Annotated in this window: 13 protein-coding genes; 3 read left to right on the forward strand and 10 right to left on the reverse strand. The window is 57.0% G+C overall.

All coding sequences use genetic code 11. The features are described 5' to 3' along the window. Nucleotides 1–198: 198 nt before the first annotated feature. The 4 genes from FE240_RS09080 to FE240_RS09095 all read right to left on the reverse strand — a co-directional run bounded on the left by FE240_RS09080 (nucleotide 199) and on the right by FE240_RS09095 (nucleotide 2881). Nucleotides 199–477, reverse strand: a complete 279-nt coding sequence (locus FE240_RS09080; RefSeq protein WP_193004276.1) for a TraK family protein — start codon at nucleotides 475–477, stop codon at nucleotides 199–201. A gap of 566 nt (nucleotides 478–1043) precedes the next feature. Next, nucleotides 1044–1808, reverse strand: coding sequence for an ABC transporter ATPase (locus FE240_RS09085; RefSeq protein ID WP_193004278.1), 765 nt, complete (start codon nucleotides 1806–1808; stop codon nucleotides 1044–1046). Then, entirely contained in the window at nucleotides 1795–2646 is an 852-nt protein-coding gene (locus FE240_RS09090; RefSeq protein WP_193004280.1) for a helicase RepA family protein, read from the reverse strand. Before FE240_RS09090 ends, FE240_RS09085 begins: the two co-directional genes overlap by 14 nt. 4 nt (nucleotides 2647–2650) lie before the next feature. Beyond that, on the reverse strand, nucleotides 2651–2881 hold the full coding sequence (locus FE240_RS09095) for a helix-turn-helix transcriptional regulator (RefSeq protein WP_193004282.1): 231 nt from the start codon (nucleotides 2879–2881) through the stop codon (nucleotides 2651–2653). Nucleotides 2882–2967: 86 nt separating this feature from the next. Between FE240_RS09095 and FE240_RS09100 the strand changes: the two genes are divergently transcribed. Continuing rightward, nucleotides 2968–3948, forward strand: coding sequence for a hypothetical protein (locus FE240_RS09100; protein WP_226799091.1), 981 nt, complete (start codon nucleotides 2968–2970; stop codon nucleotides 3946–3948). A gap of 50 nt (nucleotides 3949–3998) precedes the next feature. On the opposite strand, the gene FE240_RS09105 is transcribed toward FE240_RS09100, so the two are convergent. From FE240_RS09105 to FE240_RS09125, 5 genes are all read right to left on the reverse strand, one after another. Continuing rightward, complete coding sequence (locus tag FE240_RS09105; protein ID WP_193004284.1) at nucleotides 3999–5186, reverse strand: tyrosine-type recombinase/integrase; 1188 nt, start codon at nucleotides 5184–5186, stop codon at nucleotides 3999–4001. A gap of 307 nt (nucleotides 5187–5493) precedes the next feature. Continuing rightward, entirely contained in the window at nucleotides 5494–7071 is a 1578-nt protein-coding gene (gene guaA, locus FE240_RS09110) for a glutamine-hydrolyzing GMP synthase (protein ID WP_193004286.1), read from the reverse strand. A gap of 70 nt (nucleotides 7072–7141) precedes the next feature. Then, the gene (gene guaB, locus FE240_RS09115; protein WP_042045271.1) at nucleotides 7142–8605 is read right to left on the reverse strand and encodes an IMP dehydrogenase; all 1464 of its coding nucleotides are present in this window, start codon (nucleotides 8603–8605) and stop codon (nucleotides 7142–7144) included. Between the two features lie 248 nt (nucleotides 8606–8853). Then, nucleotides 8854–9492 (reverse strand): YitT family protein, encoded by a 639-nt coding sequence (locus FE240_RS09120; protein ID WP_193004288.1) that lies wholly within the window; start codon nucleotides 9490–9492, stop codon nucleotides 8854–8856. 477 nt (nucleotides 9493–9969) lie between these two features. After that, nucleotides 9970–13179, reverse strand: coding sequence for an alpha-amylase family glycosyl hydrolase (locus FE240_RS09125; RefSeq protein WP_226799093.1), 3210 nt, complete (start codon nucleotides 13177–13179; stop codon nucleotides 9970–9972). 398 nt (nucleotides 13180–13577) lie between these two features. On the opposite strand from FE240_RS09125, the gene tolA reads away from it, so the two are divergent. Next, entirely contained in the window at nucleotides 13578–14102 is a 525-nt protein-coding gene (tolA, locus tag FE240_RS09130) for a cell envelope integrity protein TolA (protein WP_193004290.1), read from the forward strand. 134 nt (nucleotides 14103–14236) lie between these two features. Further along, the gene (gene xseA / locus FE240_RS09135; protein ID WP_264293203.1) at nucleotides 14237–15517 is read left to right on the forward strand and encodes an exodeoxyribonuclease VII large subunit; all 1281 of its coding nucleotides are present in this window, start codon (nucleotides 14237–14239) and stop codon (nucleotides 15515–15517) included. A 210-nt stretch (nucleotides 15518–15727) separates the two neighbouring features. Here the strand turns inward: xseA and aroG are convergent, their stop codons facing one another. Next, nucleotides 15728–16780 (reverse strand): 3-deoxy-7-phosphoheptulonate synthase AroG, encoded by a 1053-nt coding sequence (aroG, locus tag FE240_RS09140; protein ID WP_193004294.1) that lies wholly within the window; start codon nucleotides 16778–16780, stop codon nucleotides 15728–15730. Between the last annotated feature and the right edge of the window lie 150 nt (nucleotides 16781–16930).

Below are 16930 nucleotides of genomic sequence, written 5' to 3' on the forward strand. Positions count from 1 at the left end.
TCGCGCTATATCGAGCCGCTGACGTGCAATTGCACAGCAGAAGCGCAAAATTGAACGAAAAATGACAGCGTCCGCCTGGTTACAGCGATTGAGCAGCCCTCGGTAGCGCGAGAACAGCAACTAACAGCGTTCCAACCCCGCACTGATAGCGTTTGAACAACGGCTTTTCGGATTCTAATCATCACTAGGAAAACCTACTCACTTTGACGCCAGAGAACAGACGGTAGAGCCGCCCTCGGTGCGTTCCGTGATGTACTTGCGAACATATTTCAGGAATGTCTCGTAGCGAAACGGAATGCGGCCAGTCTCGCGCAAAAACTCCCAGATGGTTTTGAGGTCATAACCTGCTTCCATTGCATCCATCACATCGGTTCTGGCCAGCAGAAAAGCCGCGGGATAATCAGCCCGCTTTAAACTGCCGGATTCCAGCTCCCGCGACATATAGGCGGTAATTTCCTGCTCAAATTTGGTTGTCATATCTCTCATTCCTCCCCACTAAACATCCTGTGCATCCACTCCGGTTGGCGAAGTGGCGCCCCTCATATGTCAATGAAACGCCCCCAAGTGTCACGGAACAGATCAATCTCCAATGAATCCCATGACAGTTTGAATCGATATAGATTTGGCCTTTAGATGGTCTCTAACTCGCCCTGCTTGGTTGCTTATTCAGCGATCACATCGACAAACAACACCGTTTTAGCCGCCAAGCGCCCCTCATATGTCAATGAAGCCCTCTCAAGTGTCATAAAGCCCATCGTCGGCCCCTCCAAAGCGCCCCCCAAGTGTCAACAAAACAAACCGCTCCACCTGAGCTGTTGAGAAACACTGAACCCTGAGGTACACAACAAATTAGCGTTTCTTCCCTTTTGGCGTTTATCGGCCTATGGCCGATTGATAGAGGTGAAATCGCCCGCCTCAAGCGGGTGGTTTCACCGCCTGGAGATCCTGAAATATCCTGAATATCCTGCTAAAACCGTAAAATATCGGGCCGCTGTGGCACGCCATCGGGCCGCTGTGGCACGCTATCGGGCCGTTGTGGCACGCTATCGGGCCGCTGTGGCACGCTTTACTCGGTAAGCAGCATCTATCTCTATTCCAATTGCGAGTAACCTGTCGGCATCTTCTTTCAAGCGAAATCGACTCTTGCGTAACTTCATGCTATTTGGCTCCTCGCCACACACAGCACGGATCAGAGTATCCAAGTGCCAGCCTCCTGCAGGATCGTGCTTGTGAGTCAGTACATGCCGCGCAACAGCCTGGCTAATCCCGTGCTGCAACCGAGCAATAGGCCCTGGTGGGTAGTACAACGATAAATCTCGTTCCAGTAGCATCACCAGAGCCACGCCCAGGCGAACCCGCCACAGATTGCGTTCACCACCCGATAGAGGATCACGGCGGGTCATGGGCGACGGAATAACATGGTCAATCAGCCCACCAATGATGCGATCTCCCCTCAGCTCAAGCTCCGGCGTAACAATCTCGACCGTGGCAGCACGAAGATCTGTAAGCAGCTTTATGATGCGGTCATGACTGTACTGGTGATCAGATAACGTCCGTCGCAGCCTCGCTGGATCGACCAGCAGCTCTATCCCGCCATCTGAAATATCACGCCGACGCTCGGCAACATAAAGCATCGATTCCACAATGTCGGCATGACGCTGTCCAAGACGGCCTGTCACTCGACAGCGACCGAAACCGGTATCCATCCACTGACCTTTACGCTCTTGCGGGCGTTGACTGGGTTGATAAATCATCACTCGGGCCTGCAACGCAGTGCTGGTAGGCACAACTTGATTACCAGCTTTCATCGCGCCTCCTAACCTCTGATTGTTGTTTCACAGGTTGCTTCCGCTTCCGTCGCTCAAGCACTGCAGGCCTGAGCACACCACCTTCCTGACGACGAAACCAACGCTCAGAAAATGGCGCACCGTAGTTAGCTTTGCTGATACCAAAACGCACAAAGAAGCCTCGCTGGCTATCCTCGACACCCCAATCTTCTGCTTCGCCTGGCGTCATACTCGCCAAGTAAGACTGCCATCGGATGTTATCGACCAGCACACTACTGCCTCGGCTGGCCTGCTGCTGATCGCTTGTCCCCATCGATACCGCCCCCTTGCTGGAGTGGTGCAGAAAAACGATAGAACAACCTGTCTCAGCGGCGATGGACTCCATTCGGCCAATTAGCTGGGACATGGGGCCACTCGCATTTTCTTCCTCGATATGGAAGCGTCTCAGGGTATCCAGAACCATCAAGCGGCGGTTCTCGGCAATCTTCTTGAGACCATCGAACCAGCCCGAGGACATAATGTTGGGACATTGACCAATCAGGGGCTCAATCAACAATCCATCAGCCACCTTTTGGCGTTCCAAGGCTGACAGGTGAACGCCAAGAGCATAGAGCCGATGGTGAATGGCCACGGGAGGGTCCTCAGCCGGCAAGTAAGCCACTGGGCCGGAGGGGAATCCCCCCACATCAAGCAGATCAGGCCCACCGGCAATCTGTGCAGCCAATTGAAGAGCAAGCATGGATTTACCAGCCCCTCCAGGCGATACAATTGCCCCCACGGTTCCCGCAACCATATTAGGCAGAACGTAATCGATAGGAGGTGGCAATTCAGTAAATGCCGATATCAAATTAAGAGCCATGCTGCTATCTCCCGATCATGTAACCAGGGCGAACAGCTTGGAATCCAGAGGCTTTGCGCTCTTCAATCCATTTCTCCACTTCAGACAAATCCCAAGCGACATTTCTACTAGTAAGAGCAATACGCCGAGGGAATTCCCCCCGCAGCTCCAGGTTGTAAATAGTTCTGTCTGACAGCGGAATCATGCCCAAGAGTTTTTTTCTGTTTATAAGCACTTTATTTGCCATTGTTTGCATGTGGTTGCCTCCAACAACGAGTAGAGTCCTTATCGTGCATGACATTGCCTATTGAATAAGCCTAGTTATTGGCTATTATGGTTGACATGGAAAATAAAATACTCATACCGATTTGGGAGCATTGTGATCCAGCCGTTTCAGCCGCCATCCGGCAGTTTGAAGAACGTTGGCAACCATACTCTCAATCCTCTCAACGCTACCCGATAGTGGGGTTGATCAAGGATGTGATCGATCCAGCCGTGGCTGCCTATCTGAGAAACCTCCCTGAAGGGTTTACCGGCTTTATCCCTGGAGCAGTGCCTGGCGTCGGATTCAGCAAAATCATAAGACTGGTGGGACTCGAAGCAATGCTTCGTGTGCAACGGCAGTTACTGCGACAGTTCATCATGACGGAAGACCAGCAGACGGCCAGAAATCAGAGCTTTGTTGCAACACTTGAATCATTGATCGAGTTGGTTTTGGCTTGCATGTGCAAACGACCACAATCATCGTCCGCAGAAAAAGGCGTCAACTTAAACAACCAACGAAAGCATGGATATTGTGAATGCTGTGGCAATTTAACGGAGTTCTCTACTTTTATATCGACGGTAGCAGAAGAGCAGATCAATGATGTCGAGCTTGAAGAGCATAATAAACTAGAACTCAGCGATAAATACTGTGTTGGGCACAAACCGAAATTAACTACAGGCGAATGGAATCCCGCCTATAGGCAAGCAAAACGCTCTCTAACGCAATTTAATATTGAACTGGCCAGGCTTACTCGTCAGTGCGCAAAACGATCAGAAGTGAGTGCAAAATCCGGTGATAAACTGATCGATGAATATTTTTACCATTTCATGTTGAACTTAACCATACAACCAGCAGACCATGCAGAGCTGCGTAATCTTGCTCGTAAAATGGTGGACTCAAAACTATCAGACACCAAAAAGAAAATGCTGGCACTGCAAAAATTGGGATTTAACCAGACTGAGATTGGGCAACGATTATTAAACGTCAATCATCAGCCTATGACACGTCAAGCGGTGTCTAAAGCCTTGGCATCAGTACGAAAAGAGTTCCTACTATGAAGGCCAACGGGACTGAGGAAGAATTTTAGCGGCTAAAATTTCCTGCCATATTAAGCCGTCCATTCATCAATCATATCCGCCCAGTCCTGCAACATGGCAGTGCGCTGTTCGCGGTACTCGGCTTTGTTGTAAACAGCTCTAACGCCCTTCTGTTCGTGAGCCAAGCATTTCTCAATCCAGTCGGTGTTGTAGCCAGCCTCATGTAGCAGGGTACTGGCCGTCCGTCTCAGATCATGGGGCCCGAACTTAGCAAGTGGCTTTCCTTCCTTCTGTGCCAGCTCGTAGGTCAGTGTCATCACACGATTCAGCGTGGCACTGCTCATCGGCAGATCCGAGTCATAGCGAGATGGCAGAATAAAGTCTGAACCGCCAGAAAATGTCTTCAAGGCGATCAGAATATCCAAGGCCTGGCGCGACAGGAATACCAGGTGGGGGTTACGTCGTTTCATCCGCTCCTTGGGGACAGTCCAGAGCGCTTCGCTAAAATTGATCTCGCTCCAGGTCGCATTAGTCAGCTCACTTTTACGCACCATGGTCAGCAATAGCAATTTCACGGCGGCACGGATGGTCGGTGATGTGCCGATCCGCTCCATGTAGTGGTACATAAGCCGGATTTCCTCCGGAGACAGAGTCCGATCTCGCGGTTCAAATCTAGCGATACTCGAAGGCCGCACCATGTCGGCCGGATTTTCTACCTTCTGCCCACGCTCAATCGCCCAACGGTAAATCTGAAGCACTATGTCACGTGTATGGACAGCGGTAGCCGGTGCACCGCGCTCGACAATGGCATCGGTCAGAATGCGCAAATCTTCATGGGTGATCTCGGCTAGTTTCTGATTGCCGAAGGCTTTCTCCAACTCCCGAACATAGACAGAGCGGCGCATATCCCGAGTGGACTCAGCCATCTGGTAGCCCCTAAGCCACTTCTCAGCCCAAGCACCGAATGTTTCCGCATCCTTTACCCGCGCCTTGTTCCGAGCTTTCTCTCTCGCTGGTGACTTGCCATCAGCCAGCATTCGCTTGGCTGCTATCAACCGTTCGCGAGCTTCAGCCAGCGTGATACCACCTGCCCCGTAGCGGCCAAAGGTAAGCGTCTCTTGTCTGCCATTTACCGAGTAGTTGTAACGAAACGAGATAGAGCCTGCTGGCGTGATGGCCACATAGAGACCATCACGGTCATTCACCTTGTAGAGCTTGTCCTGAGGCTTGAGGTTTCGCAGCTTGGTATCGGTCAACATTTGCCAGATCCTTTATCAATTCTGATACCATGTAAAAAACAAACCAGAAAAATGTCATTTATTTCATATAAAACAGCATGTTACTGAAATCTGATACCATGAACTAACAAAGAGTCATCGCATGGTATCAGCCATCATTCATGGCATCCTAAATTGATAATACCATCCCAAATACCATACTCAAGCGGTGCTTACCGCTGCCAGATGTTGCCAGATAATGCAGGTCTTAAAAACAAAAAAGCCCATGTAAACATGGGCTTAGGTGTTGTTTGTTGCTAGTTACTACCAGCTATTGCCTAACGCGGGATTATTCCCACTCGATGGTAGCGGGCGGCTTGCCGGAGACGTCGTACACCACGCGGGAGATACCGTTGATCTCGTTGATGATGCGGTTCGACACGTGGCCGAGGAAGTCATACGGCAGGTGAGCCCAGTGGGCGGTCATAAAATCGATGGTCTCGACGGCGCGCAGGGCAACCACCCAGTCATACTTGCGACCATCGCCCATGACGCCGACCGAGCGCACCGGCAGGAACACGGCGAACGCCTGGCTCACGCGGTTATAGAGATCGGCGCTACGCAGCTCTTCGATGAAGATGGCATCGGCGCGGCGCAAGATATCGCAATACTCTTTTTTCACCTCGCCAAGGACGCGCACGCCCAGACCCGGGCCCGGGAACGGATGACGGTAGAGCATGTCATAAGGCAGGCCGAGTTCGAGACCGACGCGGCGCACTTCGTCTTTGAACAGCTCGCGCAGCGGCTCGACCAGCCCCATCTTCATCTCTTCCGGCAGGCCGCCGACGTTGTGGTGAGACTTGATGACGTGGGCCTTACCAGTCTTGCTGGCTGCCGACTCGATGACGTCCGGGTAGATGGTACCCTGGGCCAACCAGCGGGCATTTTTCAGCTTCTTGGCTTCGTCGTCGAACACTTCCACAAAGACGCGACCGATGGTCTTGCGCTTGGCTTCCGGCTCGTCGATACCGGCCAGCGCGGAGAGGAAGCGCTCTTCGGCATCGACCTTGATGATGTTCAGGCCGAAGTGATCGCCGAACATGTCCATCACCTGCTGGCCTTCATTCAGGCGCAGCAGACCGTTGTCGACAAAGACGCAGGTGAGGCGATCGCCGATGGCGCGGTGCACCAGCATGGCAACCACGGAGGAGTCCACGCCGCCGGAGAGGCCCAGGATCACCTCGTCGTCACCCACCTGCTCGCGAATGCGGGCAACGGCGTCGTCGATGATGGTGGCCGGGGTCCACAGGCATTCGCAGCCGCAGATATCCTTCACGAAATGCTCGAGGATACGGGCGCCCTGGCGGGTGTGGGTCACCTCAGGGTGGAACTGCACGCCATAGAACTGCTTCTCTTCCCACGCCATGGCCGCATGCGGGCAGGTCGGGGTCTGGGCGATGGTGGTGAACGCCTCGGGGATGGCCACCACCTTGTCGCCGTGGCTCATCCAAACGTCCAGCATGGCGTTGCCATTGTCTTTGAGCGCGTCTTCGATATTGCGCAGCAGCGCGCTCTGGCCGATCACCTCGACCTGGGCATAGCCAAACTCGCGCTCGGTGGAGGAAGCCACCTTGCCGCCGAGCTGCTCGGCCATGGTCTGCATGCCATAGCAGATGCCAAACACCGGCACGCCGGCGTTGAAGACATACTCAGGCGCGCGCGGGCTGCCCGCTTCGGTGACGGATTCCGGGCCGCCGGAGAGGATGATGCCGTTGGGATTGAATTCGCGGATCTGCTCTTCGGTGACGTCCCAGGCCCACAGTTCACAGTAAACGCCGATTTCACGCACGCGGCGGGCGATCAGTTGGGTGTACTGGGAACCGAAATCCAGGATCAGGATACGGTGATCGTGAATATTTTTACTCATGTTCGTCCTGTTTCAGGCTGGTGTGGGGTTACAAAACGTTGGCAAAACGGGGCACACGGCCCCGCTTTGATCAGCTCATCCGATAGTTGGGCGCTTCTTTGGTGATGGTCACGTCGTGGACGTGGGACTCTTTCATCCCGGCGCCGCTGATGCGCACAAACTCAGCCTTGGTACGCATCTCGTCGATGGTGCCGCAGCCGGTCAGGCCCATGGAGGAGCGCAGGCCGCCCATCTGCTGGTGGATGATCTCTTTGAGGCGGCCCTTGTACGGCACACGCCCTTCGATCCCTTCCGGCACCAGCTTGTCAGCCGCGTTGTCGCTTTGGAAGTAGCGATCGCTCGAGCCCTTGGACATGGCACCGAGGGAGCCCATGCCACGGTAAGACTTGAAGGAGCGCCCCTGGTAGAGCTCGATTTCGCCCGGTGCCTCTTCGGTACCGGCAAACATGGAGCCCACCATGACGCAGTTGGCGCCAGCAGCGATGGCCTTGGCGATGTCGCCGGAGAAGCGGATACCACCGTCAGCAATAACAGGTACGCCGGTGCCAGCCAGGGCGTCCACGGCATCAGAGATAGCGGTGATTTGCGGCACGCCGACACCGGTCACGATGCGGGTGGTGCAGATGGAGCCAGGGCCGATACCGACCTTGACGGCGTTGACACCGGCCTCAACCAGCGCCAGTGCGCCAGCGGCAGTGGCCACGTTGCCACCGATAATTTGCAGCTCCGGATAGGCTTCGCGGGTCGCCTTGATGCGATCCAGCACCCCTTGGGAGTGACCGTGGGAGGAGTCAATCAGCAGCACGTCGACACCGGCCTCAACCAGGGCGGCAACGCGCTCCTCGTTACCGGCACCGGCACCCACGGCAGCACCGACGCGCAGGCGGCCCTGCTCGTCCTTACAGGCGTTGGGCTTGCGTTCGGCTTTTTGGAAATCTTTAACGGTGATCATGCCCTTGAGCGTGAACGCGTCATTGACCACCAGCACCTTCTCGATGCGGTTCTTCTGCATCAGGCCCACCACCTCTTCACGAGAGGCCCCTTCACGGACGGTCACCAGACGGTCCTTCTGGGTCATGATCTGTTCGACGGTGAGGGAGAGGTCGGTCACGAAGCGCACATCACGGCCGGTGATGATACCGACCAGCTTGTTGCCGTCGGTCACCACCGGATAACCGGCGAAACCGTTCTTGTGGCTCAGCTCCTTGATTTGGGCGATGGTCATGTCAGGACGTACGGTCACCGGGTCGGAAACGACACCGCTCTCGTATTTTTTGACCTTACGCACCTCAGCAGCTTGCTGTTCGACGGACATGTTCTTGTGGATGAAGCCGATACCCCCTTCCTGGGCCAGCGCGATGGCAAGACGCGCATCGGTCACGGTATCCATGGCGGCGGAGATCATGGGAATGTTCAGGCTGATTTTGGCAGTCAGCTTGGTACGCAGATCGGCGGTATTGGGGAGAACGGTGGAGTGGGCGGGAACCAGCAACACGTCGTCGAAGGTCAGCGCTTCTTTGGCAATCCTGAGCATGGCAATATCTCACCTGTGAAGTGGGGGTGTAAAATATTGCCGGCGAATTCTACCGATGAAACCCCATGCCGTAAAGGACAATTTTTGAATTTTTTACGACATATCGCGCTTTTGTCAGTCCAACGCGGCAAAAGACCAACAAATACAGCCGTAACCATGCTCTTTTTTGCGAAAAGAGGCTCTTTTTTGCCGTTGGGGTACGATTCGGCCTCAACGTCCCAATAGTTCACTTTTCAGCCGCCCTCCCCTCACGATTTGCCGTTGTAGCGGCCCGGCTTGTGCCAATTCATCAACATGGCGTTCATGGCCAATGCGCTTAAGCTGGACCACAGCAGCAGGGGCCAGGAGAGGGTCAGCAGCGACAGGGCAAACACCAGCAGATCGAGCAGCAACTGGCTCTTGCCGGCATTGATCCCCGCCCTGCGCTGCAACCACAGCGTCACCACACCGGTGCCGCCAACCGAGGCATCGTGGCGGGCCAACGAGAGCACCCCCATGCCGAGAAAAGTGCCCCCCACCAGCGCCGCAAAGAGCGGATGCACATAGCTCACCTGCATCAATTGCGGCACCGCCTCGGTCGCCAGCGAGAGCGCCAGGTTCACCGCCAGGGTCTTGAGGGTAAAGGCCCGCCCCATGCAGCAGGCACAGAAGATCATGAACGGGATATTGACCAGAAAAAACAGCATTCCGATGGAGAGTGAGCTGAAATGGCCGATGAGCAGCGCAATACCAGCCACCCCACCGGTGATCATCCCCGAGCATTTGAGTAAATTGAGCCCCACCGCGATGAACATGACCCCGAGCAGCATGCCGTAGAGATCGTCCTTGAGCGTATGGGCCACCCCCTTATCGCGCGAGGGTAATACCAGCGTCGCATCGCTTGCCATCACACACCTTCCTGTTGTGCCATACGTTGTGCTGTGAGTCGTGCCATGAAGTCGTGCTATGAGTTGCGCCGTGAAAAGAGGCGGCGCTTTCCCCTCCCTTCGAGTGCTTATCCCAGCAAAAAGAGCACCAACCGGATGATGAAATGGCACCACCTTTCAACTTTAGTGTTTATCGCTATCCATATTGAAAGTATCAGCTCATAACACCGCCGTGAGCCGCCCCTCGCCGGGCTAGGCAGCATATCTGCGTGATGTCGCTCCCCAACGGGGGCTCACTTGGTCTTCAACATTGCAATTGATTGTATTTTAATGATTTTCCTACTTCTCTTTCTGCTTTCCCTCCTCCACTGCTAGGTAAACGCACAAAGATGGTGCACTGCCGCACGCCAATTAAGTGCAACACAGGTATCCGCGGCGATCAGAGATAAAAAAGCCGGCCCAAGGGGCCGGCTCTCTCTTTCACGTCAATGACTTACCTTACTTCAGGTATTTGCCATCAGCCCCCACCTTGCCGGGGCCGTTCAGAACCCAGATACGGGCCGAGTAGGCCGGAACCTGGAAGCTCAGGCTGCCATTGCTGACATTTTGGGTGGTGCCGGTCACGGCATCGGTGTAGCTGCCGTTCTTGAGACCACTCATGGTGACCTGCTGGGCAGCGTTGGCTGCGAGGCCAACGGCCGCGTAGCTCCCCTCGGCGCTCAAATCACGCACGAAGCTCACCCCTGCTCCCCACTCGTTGACCTGGCTCATCGGCGCCTTTTGCAGGGCCGGAACGGCCTTGCGGATCTGGTTCAGGCGCTTGATGTGTTGGTAGAGCGGATGAGAAGCCGTGGCCGGGTTATCCAGCACATCCCCGTAGTAGGCACGACCGGTCTGATCGACGGTCATGGTGGCCCCGTCGATGTCCTGCGGCTTGCCGGCCTGGAACATCACCTCTTCCCCGTAATAGAGGGTCGGGATGCCGCGCGCGGTCCACAGCAGGTTATAGGTCATGGCCGCATTGCCCTCTTCCCCGCCGTAGCGGTACTTGAAGTCGTTATCCGGGCCGACGTCGTGGTTTTGGAAGAAGGTCACCAGCTTGGTGGCATCCCCATAGACCCAGTCCATGGAGAAGATGCCGCCCACCCCGCCGAAGTTCCCCTTGGTGACGTTGTCACGGAACGTCGAGAAGAGGGAGAAATCGAGCACAGAGAGACCCGAATCACCGCCGGCACGGGGATCGGCCGGGTTCGGCGTGGTACGGGTATACCACCAGGGACGGATCACCGCCGACGCGTTGTCGTTGGCGATCTCCGAACCCCAGCCGGTACCCTTGACCAGGTTCTCACCAAACACAAACAGACCCGGCTTGTAAGCCTGCCAATTGTGGATATAGGTCAGCAGCTCATCACGCTCAATGTGCTTGAGGGTATCGACACGAATGGCATCCACCCCCATGTCGAGGTACTGGTGGATAGCGCCGTTGATGTAGTCCTTGACGTTCTGGTTACCGGTCGCCAGATCGATGCAATCCCCTGCCATGTGCTTGCGCTGCAAGGAGAGCTGCGCCTCCCAGTCACCGCCCGACATGAAGCCGTCGAGGTGATACCAGTTCGGATCCAACCCCTGAGCGTCGATGGCGAAGAAGCGGTTGGGATCGTAACCAGGGCTCGGCACGGTGGCACCGGTCTTGGGATCGATCAGCGGGGTGGTGCCGGTCGGATCAGACTGGCAACGGGCACGGTACCAGTCAGGCGCGACCGGGTTGTCATCGTCACAGCGGTTGGTGCTGGCGTAATCACCCAGGTTGCCCTGATAGGGGCCATTGTCAATCATGCCCTGCTGGGAGCCCTTGGGGACGTAGTATTTGATGGGCAGATGATCGATCCATACCTTGCCGCGCAAGCCGTACTGGCTCGAGTGGTTTACCACCACGTCCTGGATCACCTTGATCCCCTTGGCGTGGGCGGCCTGGATAAATTCGCGGTAACCGGCGCCTGGCGACTCGAGACGGGGATCGACCCGGTAGAAGTCATAGGCGTGGTAGCCGTGATAATCGAGACCAGAGCGGTTCTCCACCGGCGGGGTGACCCAGATGGCGGTAAAGCCGAGATCCTTGATGTAGTCGAGCTTCTCGATAAGACCCTTGAAGTCGCCACGCCAATGGGGATCGCCCGCCTTGTAGCGGTCACGGTTGTAGTAGTTGTTGCTGCTGTCGCCGTCATAGAAGCGCGCCGTCATCAGGAAGTAGATGCTCTCGCCACGGAAATCACCGCTGGCCACGCTCTGCTCGCCGATGTAGTAGCTAAAGCTCTGCTCGCGCTGATTGCCGGTGGCATCGACGCTCAGGGTCTTGATCACCAGATCGGCGCCGCTGCCCTTATCGCTCGCCACGATGGCCTGACCGGCGTAGAGCGGGGATGAGGTGGAGGGCTTGCTGCCATCGGTGGTGAAATAGACCTTGGGCGCGCTGTCCTGATCGTCGCTCACACTCAGGGTGATCGACTGGGACTGGGTATAGGAGCCCGCCGCCGGCGATGCACTGACGGTCGGCGCCTGGGCATCGACCCCCAACAACGTATCGAGGGCGATCGCCTTGGTCGTGGCATCGAAGCAGATGCGGTAGCTGGTGTTGGCCGTTACCTTGTAATCCTGAGCCGGATAGGTCTCGGTCCAGTCACCCTTGTGGTCAATCTTGAAGCGGGGATCGCTCGCCCCAAAACTTTGCTCGGTACAGAAGGTGATCCCGTCGCTGCTCTCCATCGGCGTGGTGCCCCAGTTGTTGGGGGTGCCGCGGAAGTACCACTTGTCGGTGACCACCGTCTCCTTGACCACCACGCTCACACTACTGCTGGCCTTGGCGCCCTGATCGTCGGTGACGGTCAGGGTATAGGGATAGGTGCCCGCCTTACTGGTGTTGATGACGATGCTTTCGGTGGTTTCACCGCTGCTCCAGAGGTAGCTGACAATCTGGCCATCCGGATCGGTGGAGTCGGCAGCACTCAGGGTCAGGCTGTCACCGATCGCCACTTGCACCGTGCCACCCGGGGTGATCACCGCGAGCGGAGCCTGGTTGTCGCCTCCCAGCGCCGTCACGCTGTAAGCCATGGTCTGATCGTTTACTTGCAGGCGCACCGCACCGGTGCCACTCCAGAGGATGTCGTTGCCACCGCGCTCCAGCACGCCGTCGCCGTTGCTGTCGCCAAAGTTAGTGGCCCAATCCCCCGCCTGATCGAACTTGAAGCGTTGGTTGGCCTGGCCGTTCATCTGCACGTCCACCTGCCACAGGTGATCGGCCACCAGCGTCATCGCCGTGCTGGCCCAGCCATTGAAAGTGCCACGCACTTGCAACTGCGGCAGTGTCTTGGCAAACCCCTGGCTGTCGCAGCTGGCGACTTCCGTCGCGGAGACGGCGTTATTACTGGTATTGATGCGTACCTGGTAATGGGTATTAGCGTTGACCACATAGTCAGCGCCCGGATAGCTCTGCTGCCAGTTGCCATACCTGTCCACCTTGAAGCGGGGACCGCCCGTGGCATCGCCTGCCTGGAACAGTTGGCAAGTCTCAAAATTCACCCCGTCGCTTGACGTCATGGCGGTCGCCGCCCAACCATTCGGGGTGCCCCGGAAGAACCATTCTGCCGCACCAGCGCTCGGAGGGATCACGAGCGACCCAAACAAGCCAGCGGCGATTATCCATTTAGCCATTGATAATCCTTTATTTCTTTTAAGTAATATGCCGGACCCGCGTTCCGGCATGACGCTCCCACCTGCAACCGCCCGAACATCAGATGAGCGGGTTCAGTCTAGAGAGGAAAAACGTTTTCTTGTCGTAGATAAATGCGTAATGTGACCCTTATCGGGTTCACTCTCTGATATTTGTGACTGAGAGCGCTTTCAAAATAAAGAAGGGTAATCAATAAGATAGACTGGGATTATTCTGACATTCTTATGTCTTTCCCATTAAAATGGGGGGCGTTCAAATAAAAAAACACATATAAAAATGGCATGTCATTGTCGTGCCTGTGCTATTTTCACGGCATTTTCATCAGGTCATTTAATTTGCTTGAGAGAAACAGCGTGATTCACAATAAGAGAGCACCAGCATGTCCCGAGAAATTAGGTTTCGATTAAACACAGTGCTCGCGCTCATGATTGGATTTTCAGCCGGTATCGCGAGTGGCTATTACTATGCGAAGTGGGAACCTACCCTTCGCTCTTTTTATTCCCTCTCCCAGCAAACCTCGTCCGCCACCAGTGACACTGGCGATATTCGTAATCACGCGGATTTAGAGGCCAAGCGACAGGCGGCCCGCATGGAATTGGAAGCTCAATTACATCGGAGGCCCCGTTCAGAAGTGGAACACTATGGCGCCTTGATCGTCGATACGCTTCGCCGGCACATGAAAACCGACCCAGCAATGAGAGGTAAAACCTGTCGGTTGACCCTGACCCTGGCTAACGATGGGGCCATCACCGCCATGATTGCTGACAAGGGAGACCCTCAGGTATGCCAAGCCGGCATCAACGCGGCGCAAAAAGCGGGGCGAGTGCCGATGTCGAGCGACCCGGCCATCTACCGTCAACTCAGGCAAATCACTCTGCTCATTGACCCTTTTGGCGGCGGTTAGCCTCGGCAGGCGCGCGGCCCTGAGGTAAGATAAGGCGCGTTTATCTCTTGCCACCGACCAACTAAGGGTTTGCCTTGCACTCATCCACCCAACCCCAGGTCTTCACCGTCACCCGCCTCAATAGCGCCGTACGCATGCTGCTCGAACACGAGCTCGGCACCGTCTGGCTCAATGGGGAGATCTCCAACCTCGCCATGCCCGCCTCCGGCCACTGGTACTTCTCGCTCAAGGATCTCTCCTCCCAGGTGCGCTGCGCCATGTTCAAGGGCAGCAACCGCCGGGTCGCCATGCGCCCACGCGATGGCATGCAGGTGCTGGTGCAGGCGCGCGTCTCCCTCTACGAGCCGCGCGGCGACTACCAACTCATCATCGAGAGCATGCAACCGGCCGGTGACGGAGTGCTGGCGATGCGCTTTGAGGAGCTCAAGCAGCGCCTTGCCGCCGAAGGGCTGTTTGCCGCCGAGCGCAAACGTCCGCTGCCCACCCAGCCTAGGGCAGTCGGCATCATTACCTCCGCCACCGGGGCGGCGCTGCACGACATGCTCACCGTGCTGCGCCGACGCGCCCCTTCCCTGCCCGTCATCATCTACCCGACCCAGGTTCAGGGTCAGGCGGCCATCGGCCAGATTGTCCATGCCCTCTACACGGCCAACCGCAGAGACGAGGTGGATGTGCTCATCGTCGGCCGTGGCGGTGGCTCACTCGAAGATCTCTGGTGTTTCAATGAAGAGGCGGTCGCGCGCGCCATCGCCCACTCCCGCATCCCGGTGGTGAGTGCGGTGGGCCATGAGGTGGATGTGACCATCAGCGACTTCGTAGCGGATCTGCGCGCCCCCACCCCGTCGGCCGCTGCCGAGCTGGTGGCACCGGATCAGGGGCAAGTGCGCGAGCGCCTTGCCGTCCTCGCACGAAACCTGCATCGCGCCATCGCGCAGCAGCTGCAAGAGCGTCGTCACCATCTCGCCCTGCTGGGCAAGCGCCTTGAACATCGCGATCCCAAGCGTACGCTAGAGCAGCAGTCGCAGCGCCTCGACGAGCTGGCCTTGCGCCTCGAGCGCCAGATGCAGCGCCAACTGCAAGGCAGCGAGCGCCACCTTGGCCAACTGGCACAACGCCTTGAGCGCCACACCCCGCAGCGCCGCATCGAAGAGGGGCGCCGCCATCAGCAACTGGCGGCCGAGCGCCTTGGCAGCGCCATGGCGCGTCTGCTGGCCACACGCAGCCACCGCATCGGCATGCTGGCCGCTCGCCTTGATGGAGTGAGCCCGCTGGCGACCCTGGGGCGCGGTTACGCCATCTTGCGTGACGAGCAGGGCAAGGTCGTGCAGCGTGCCGCAGACACCCACATCGGCCAGCCGCTGTCGGTTCGCCTCGCCGAGGGCAGCCTCAGCGTGCGCGTGGAGGAGCAAAAATAGCCCCGCAGATCAGCGCGCCATCCGGGGATAGCCCTCTTGGTCGGCACTGAACGCCTGCGCCAGCCATCGCGTAGTGACCTTGCGCCACGGCACATACGGGCACTAAGCCCATGCCATTCACGCATTCGCCTGGCGTTCCCCCTGCCATCCCAATCCTGAGCGCAATAAAAAGGGCTGCCCATGGCAGCCCTTTTCTCTATCCGATGCGCCTTAGGCGCGGCGCGCCTTGATGGCGGCGGCCATGCGGCGCAGCAACAGCTCGGTGTCTTCCCAGCCGATGCAGGCATCGGTGATGCTCTGGCCGAAGGTCAGCTCGCAACCCTCTTTCAGATCCTGGCGCCCCTCCACCAGATGGCTCTCCACCATGACCCCGAACACGGCCTGGCTGCCCCCGGCGATCTGAGCCGCTACATCCTCGGCCACCAGCATCTGGTTCTTGAACTGCTTGCTGCTGTTGGCGTGGCTGAAGTCGATCATCACCTTCTGCGGCAGGCCCGACTTCTCAAGGCCAGTGCACACCTCGGCCACGTGGCTGGCGCTGTAGTTCGGCTCGCGGCCGCCACGCAAAATGATGTGGCAATCCGGGTTACCAGCGGTGGCGACGATGGCCGAGTGACCGTACTTGGTCACCGACAGGAAGTGGTGGGAGGCACTGGCAGCGCCGATGGCATCGATGGCGACCTTGATGGTGCCGTCGGTGCCGTTCTTGAAGCCAACCGGGCAGGAGAGGCCGGAAGCCAGCTCGCGGTGCACCTGGGATTCGGTGGTACGCGCGCCGATGGCGCCCCAGCTCATCAGATCGGCCACATATTGGGGGGTGATCATATCGAGGAACTCGGAGGCGGTCGGCATTCCCATGTCGTTGAGATCAAGCAGCAGCTTGCGACCGATGCGCAGACCGTCGTTGATCTGGCAGCTGTTGTCGAGATAGGGATCGTTGATGAGCCCCTTCCAACCGACCGTGGTGCGCGGCTTCTCGAAATAGACCCGCATCACCACTTCCAGCTCACCCTTGAGCTCATTACGCAGAGCCAGCAGGCGCTTGCCGTACTCGATGGCGGCTTGGGTATCGTGGATGGAGCAAGGGCCGATCACCACCAGCAGGCGATCGTCCTCGCCATTGAGGATCCGGTGGATGGCCTGACGGCTCTCATAGACGGTGTGGCTGGCAGTTTCGGTGGCCGGAAACTTCTCCAGCACCGCGACAGGTGGCAGTAACTCTTTGATTTCCTTGATACGAACGTCGTCGGTTTGGTGCTGCATAATGGTTTCCTGCGTAAATGCATACAACGAAGAAATTCCAATCTAGCCCGCACACCGCCATGTGTAAATAGAAAATTACATCACACTAAAAAATATTTTCGATAGCAATCTTGCAAGATACATAAAGCATGCTAAAGGCCCGCCAGAAGG

Origin of the sequence: Aeromonas simiae (genome assembly GCF_014892695.1) — a bacterium.
In the GTDB taxonomy this organism is placed as follows: Bacteria; Pseudomonadota; Gammaproteobacteria; order Enterobacterales; family Aeromonadaceae; genus Aeromonas; species Aeromonas simiae.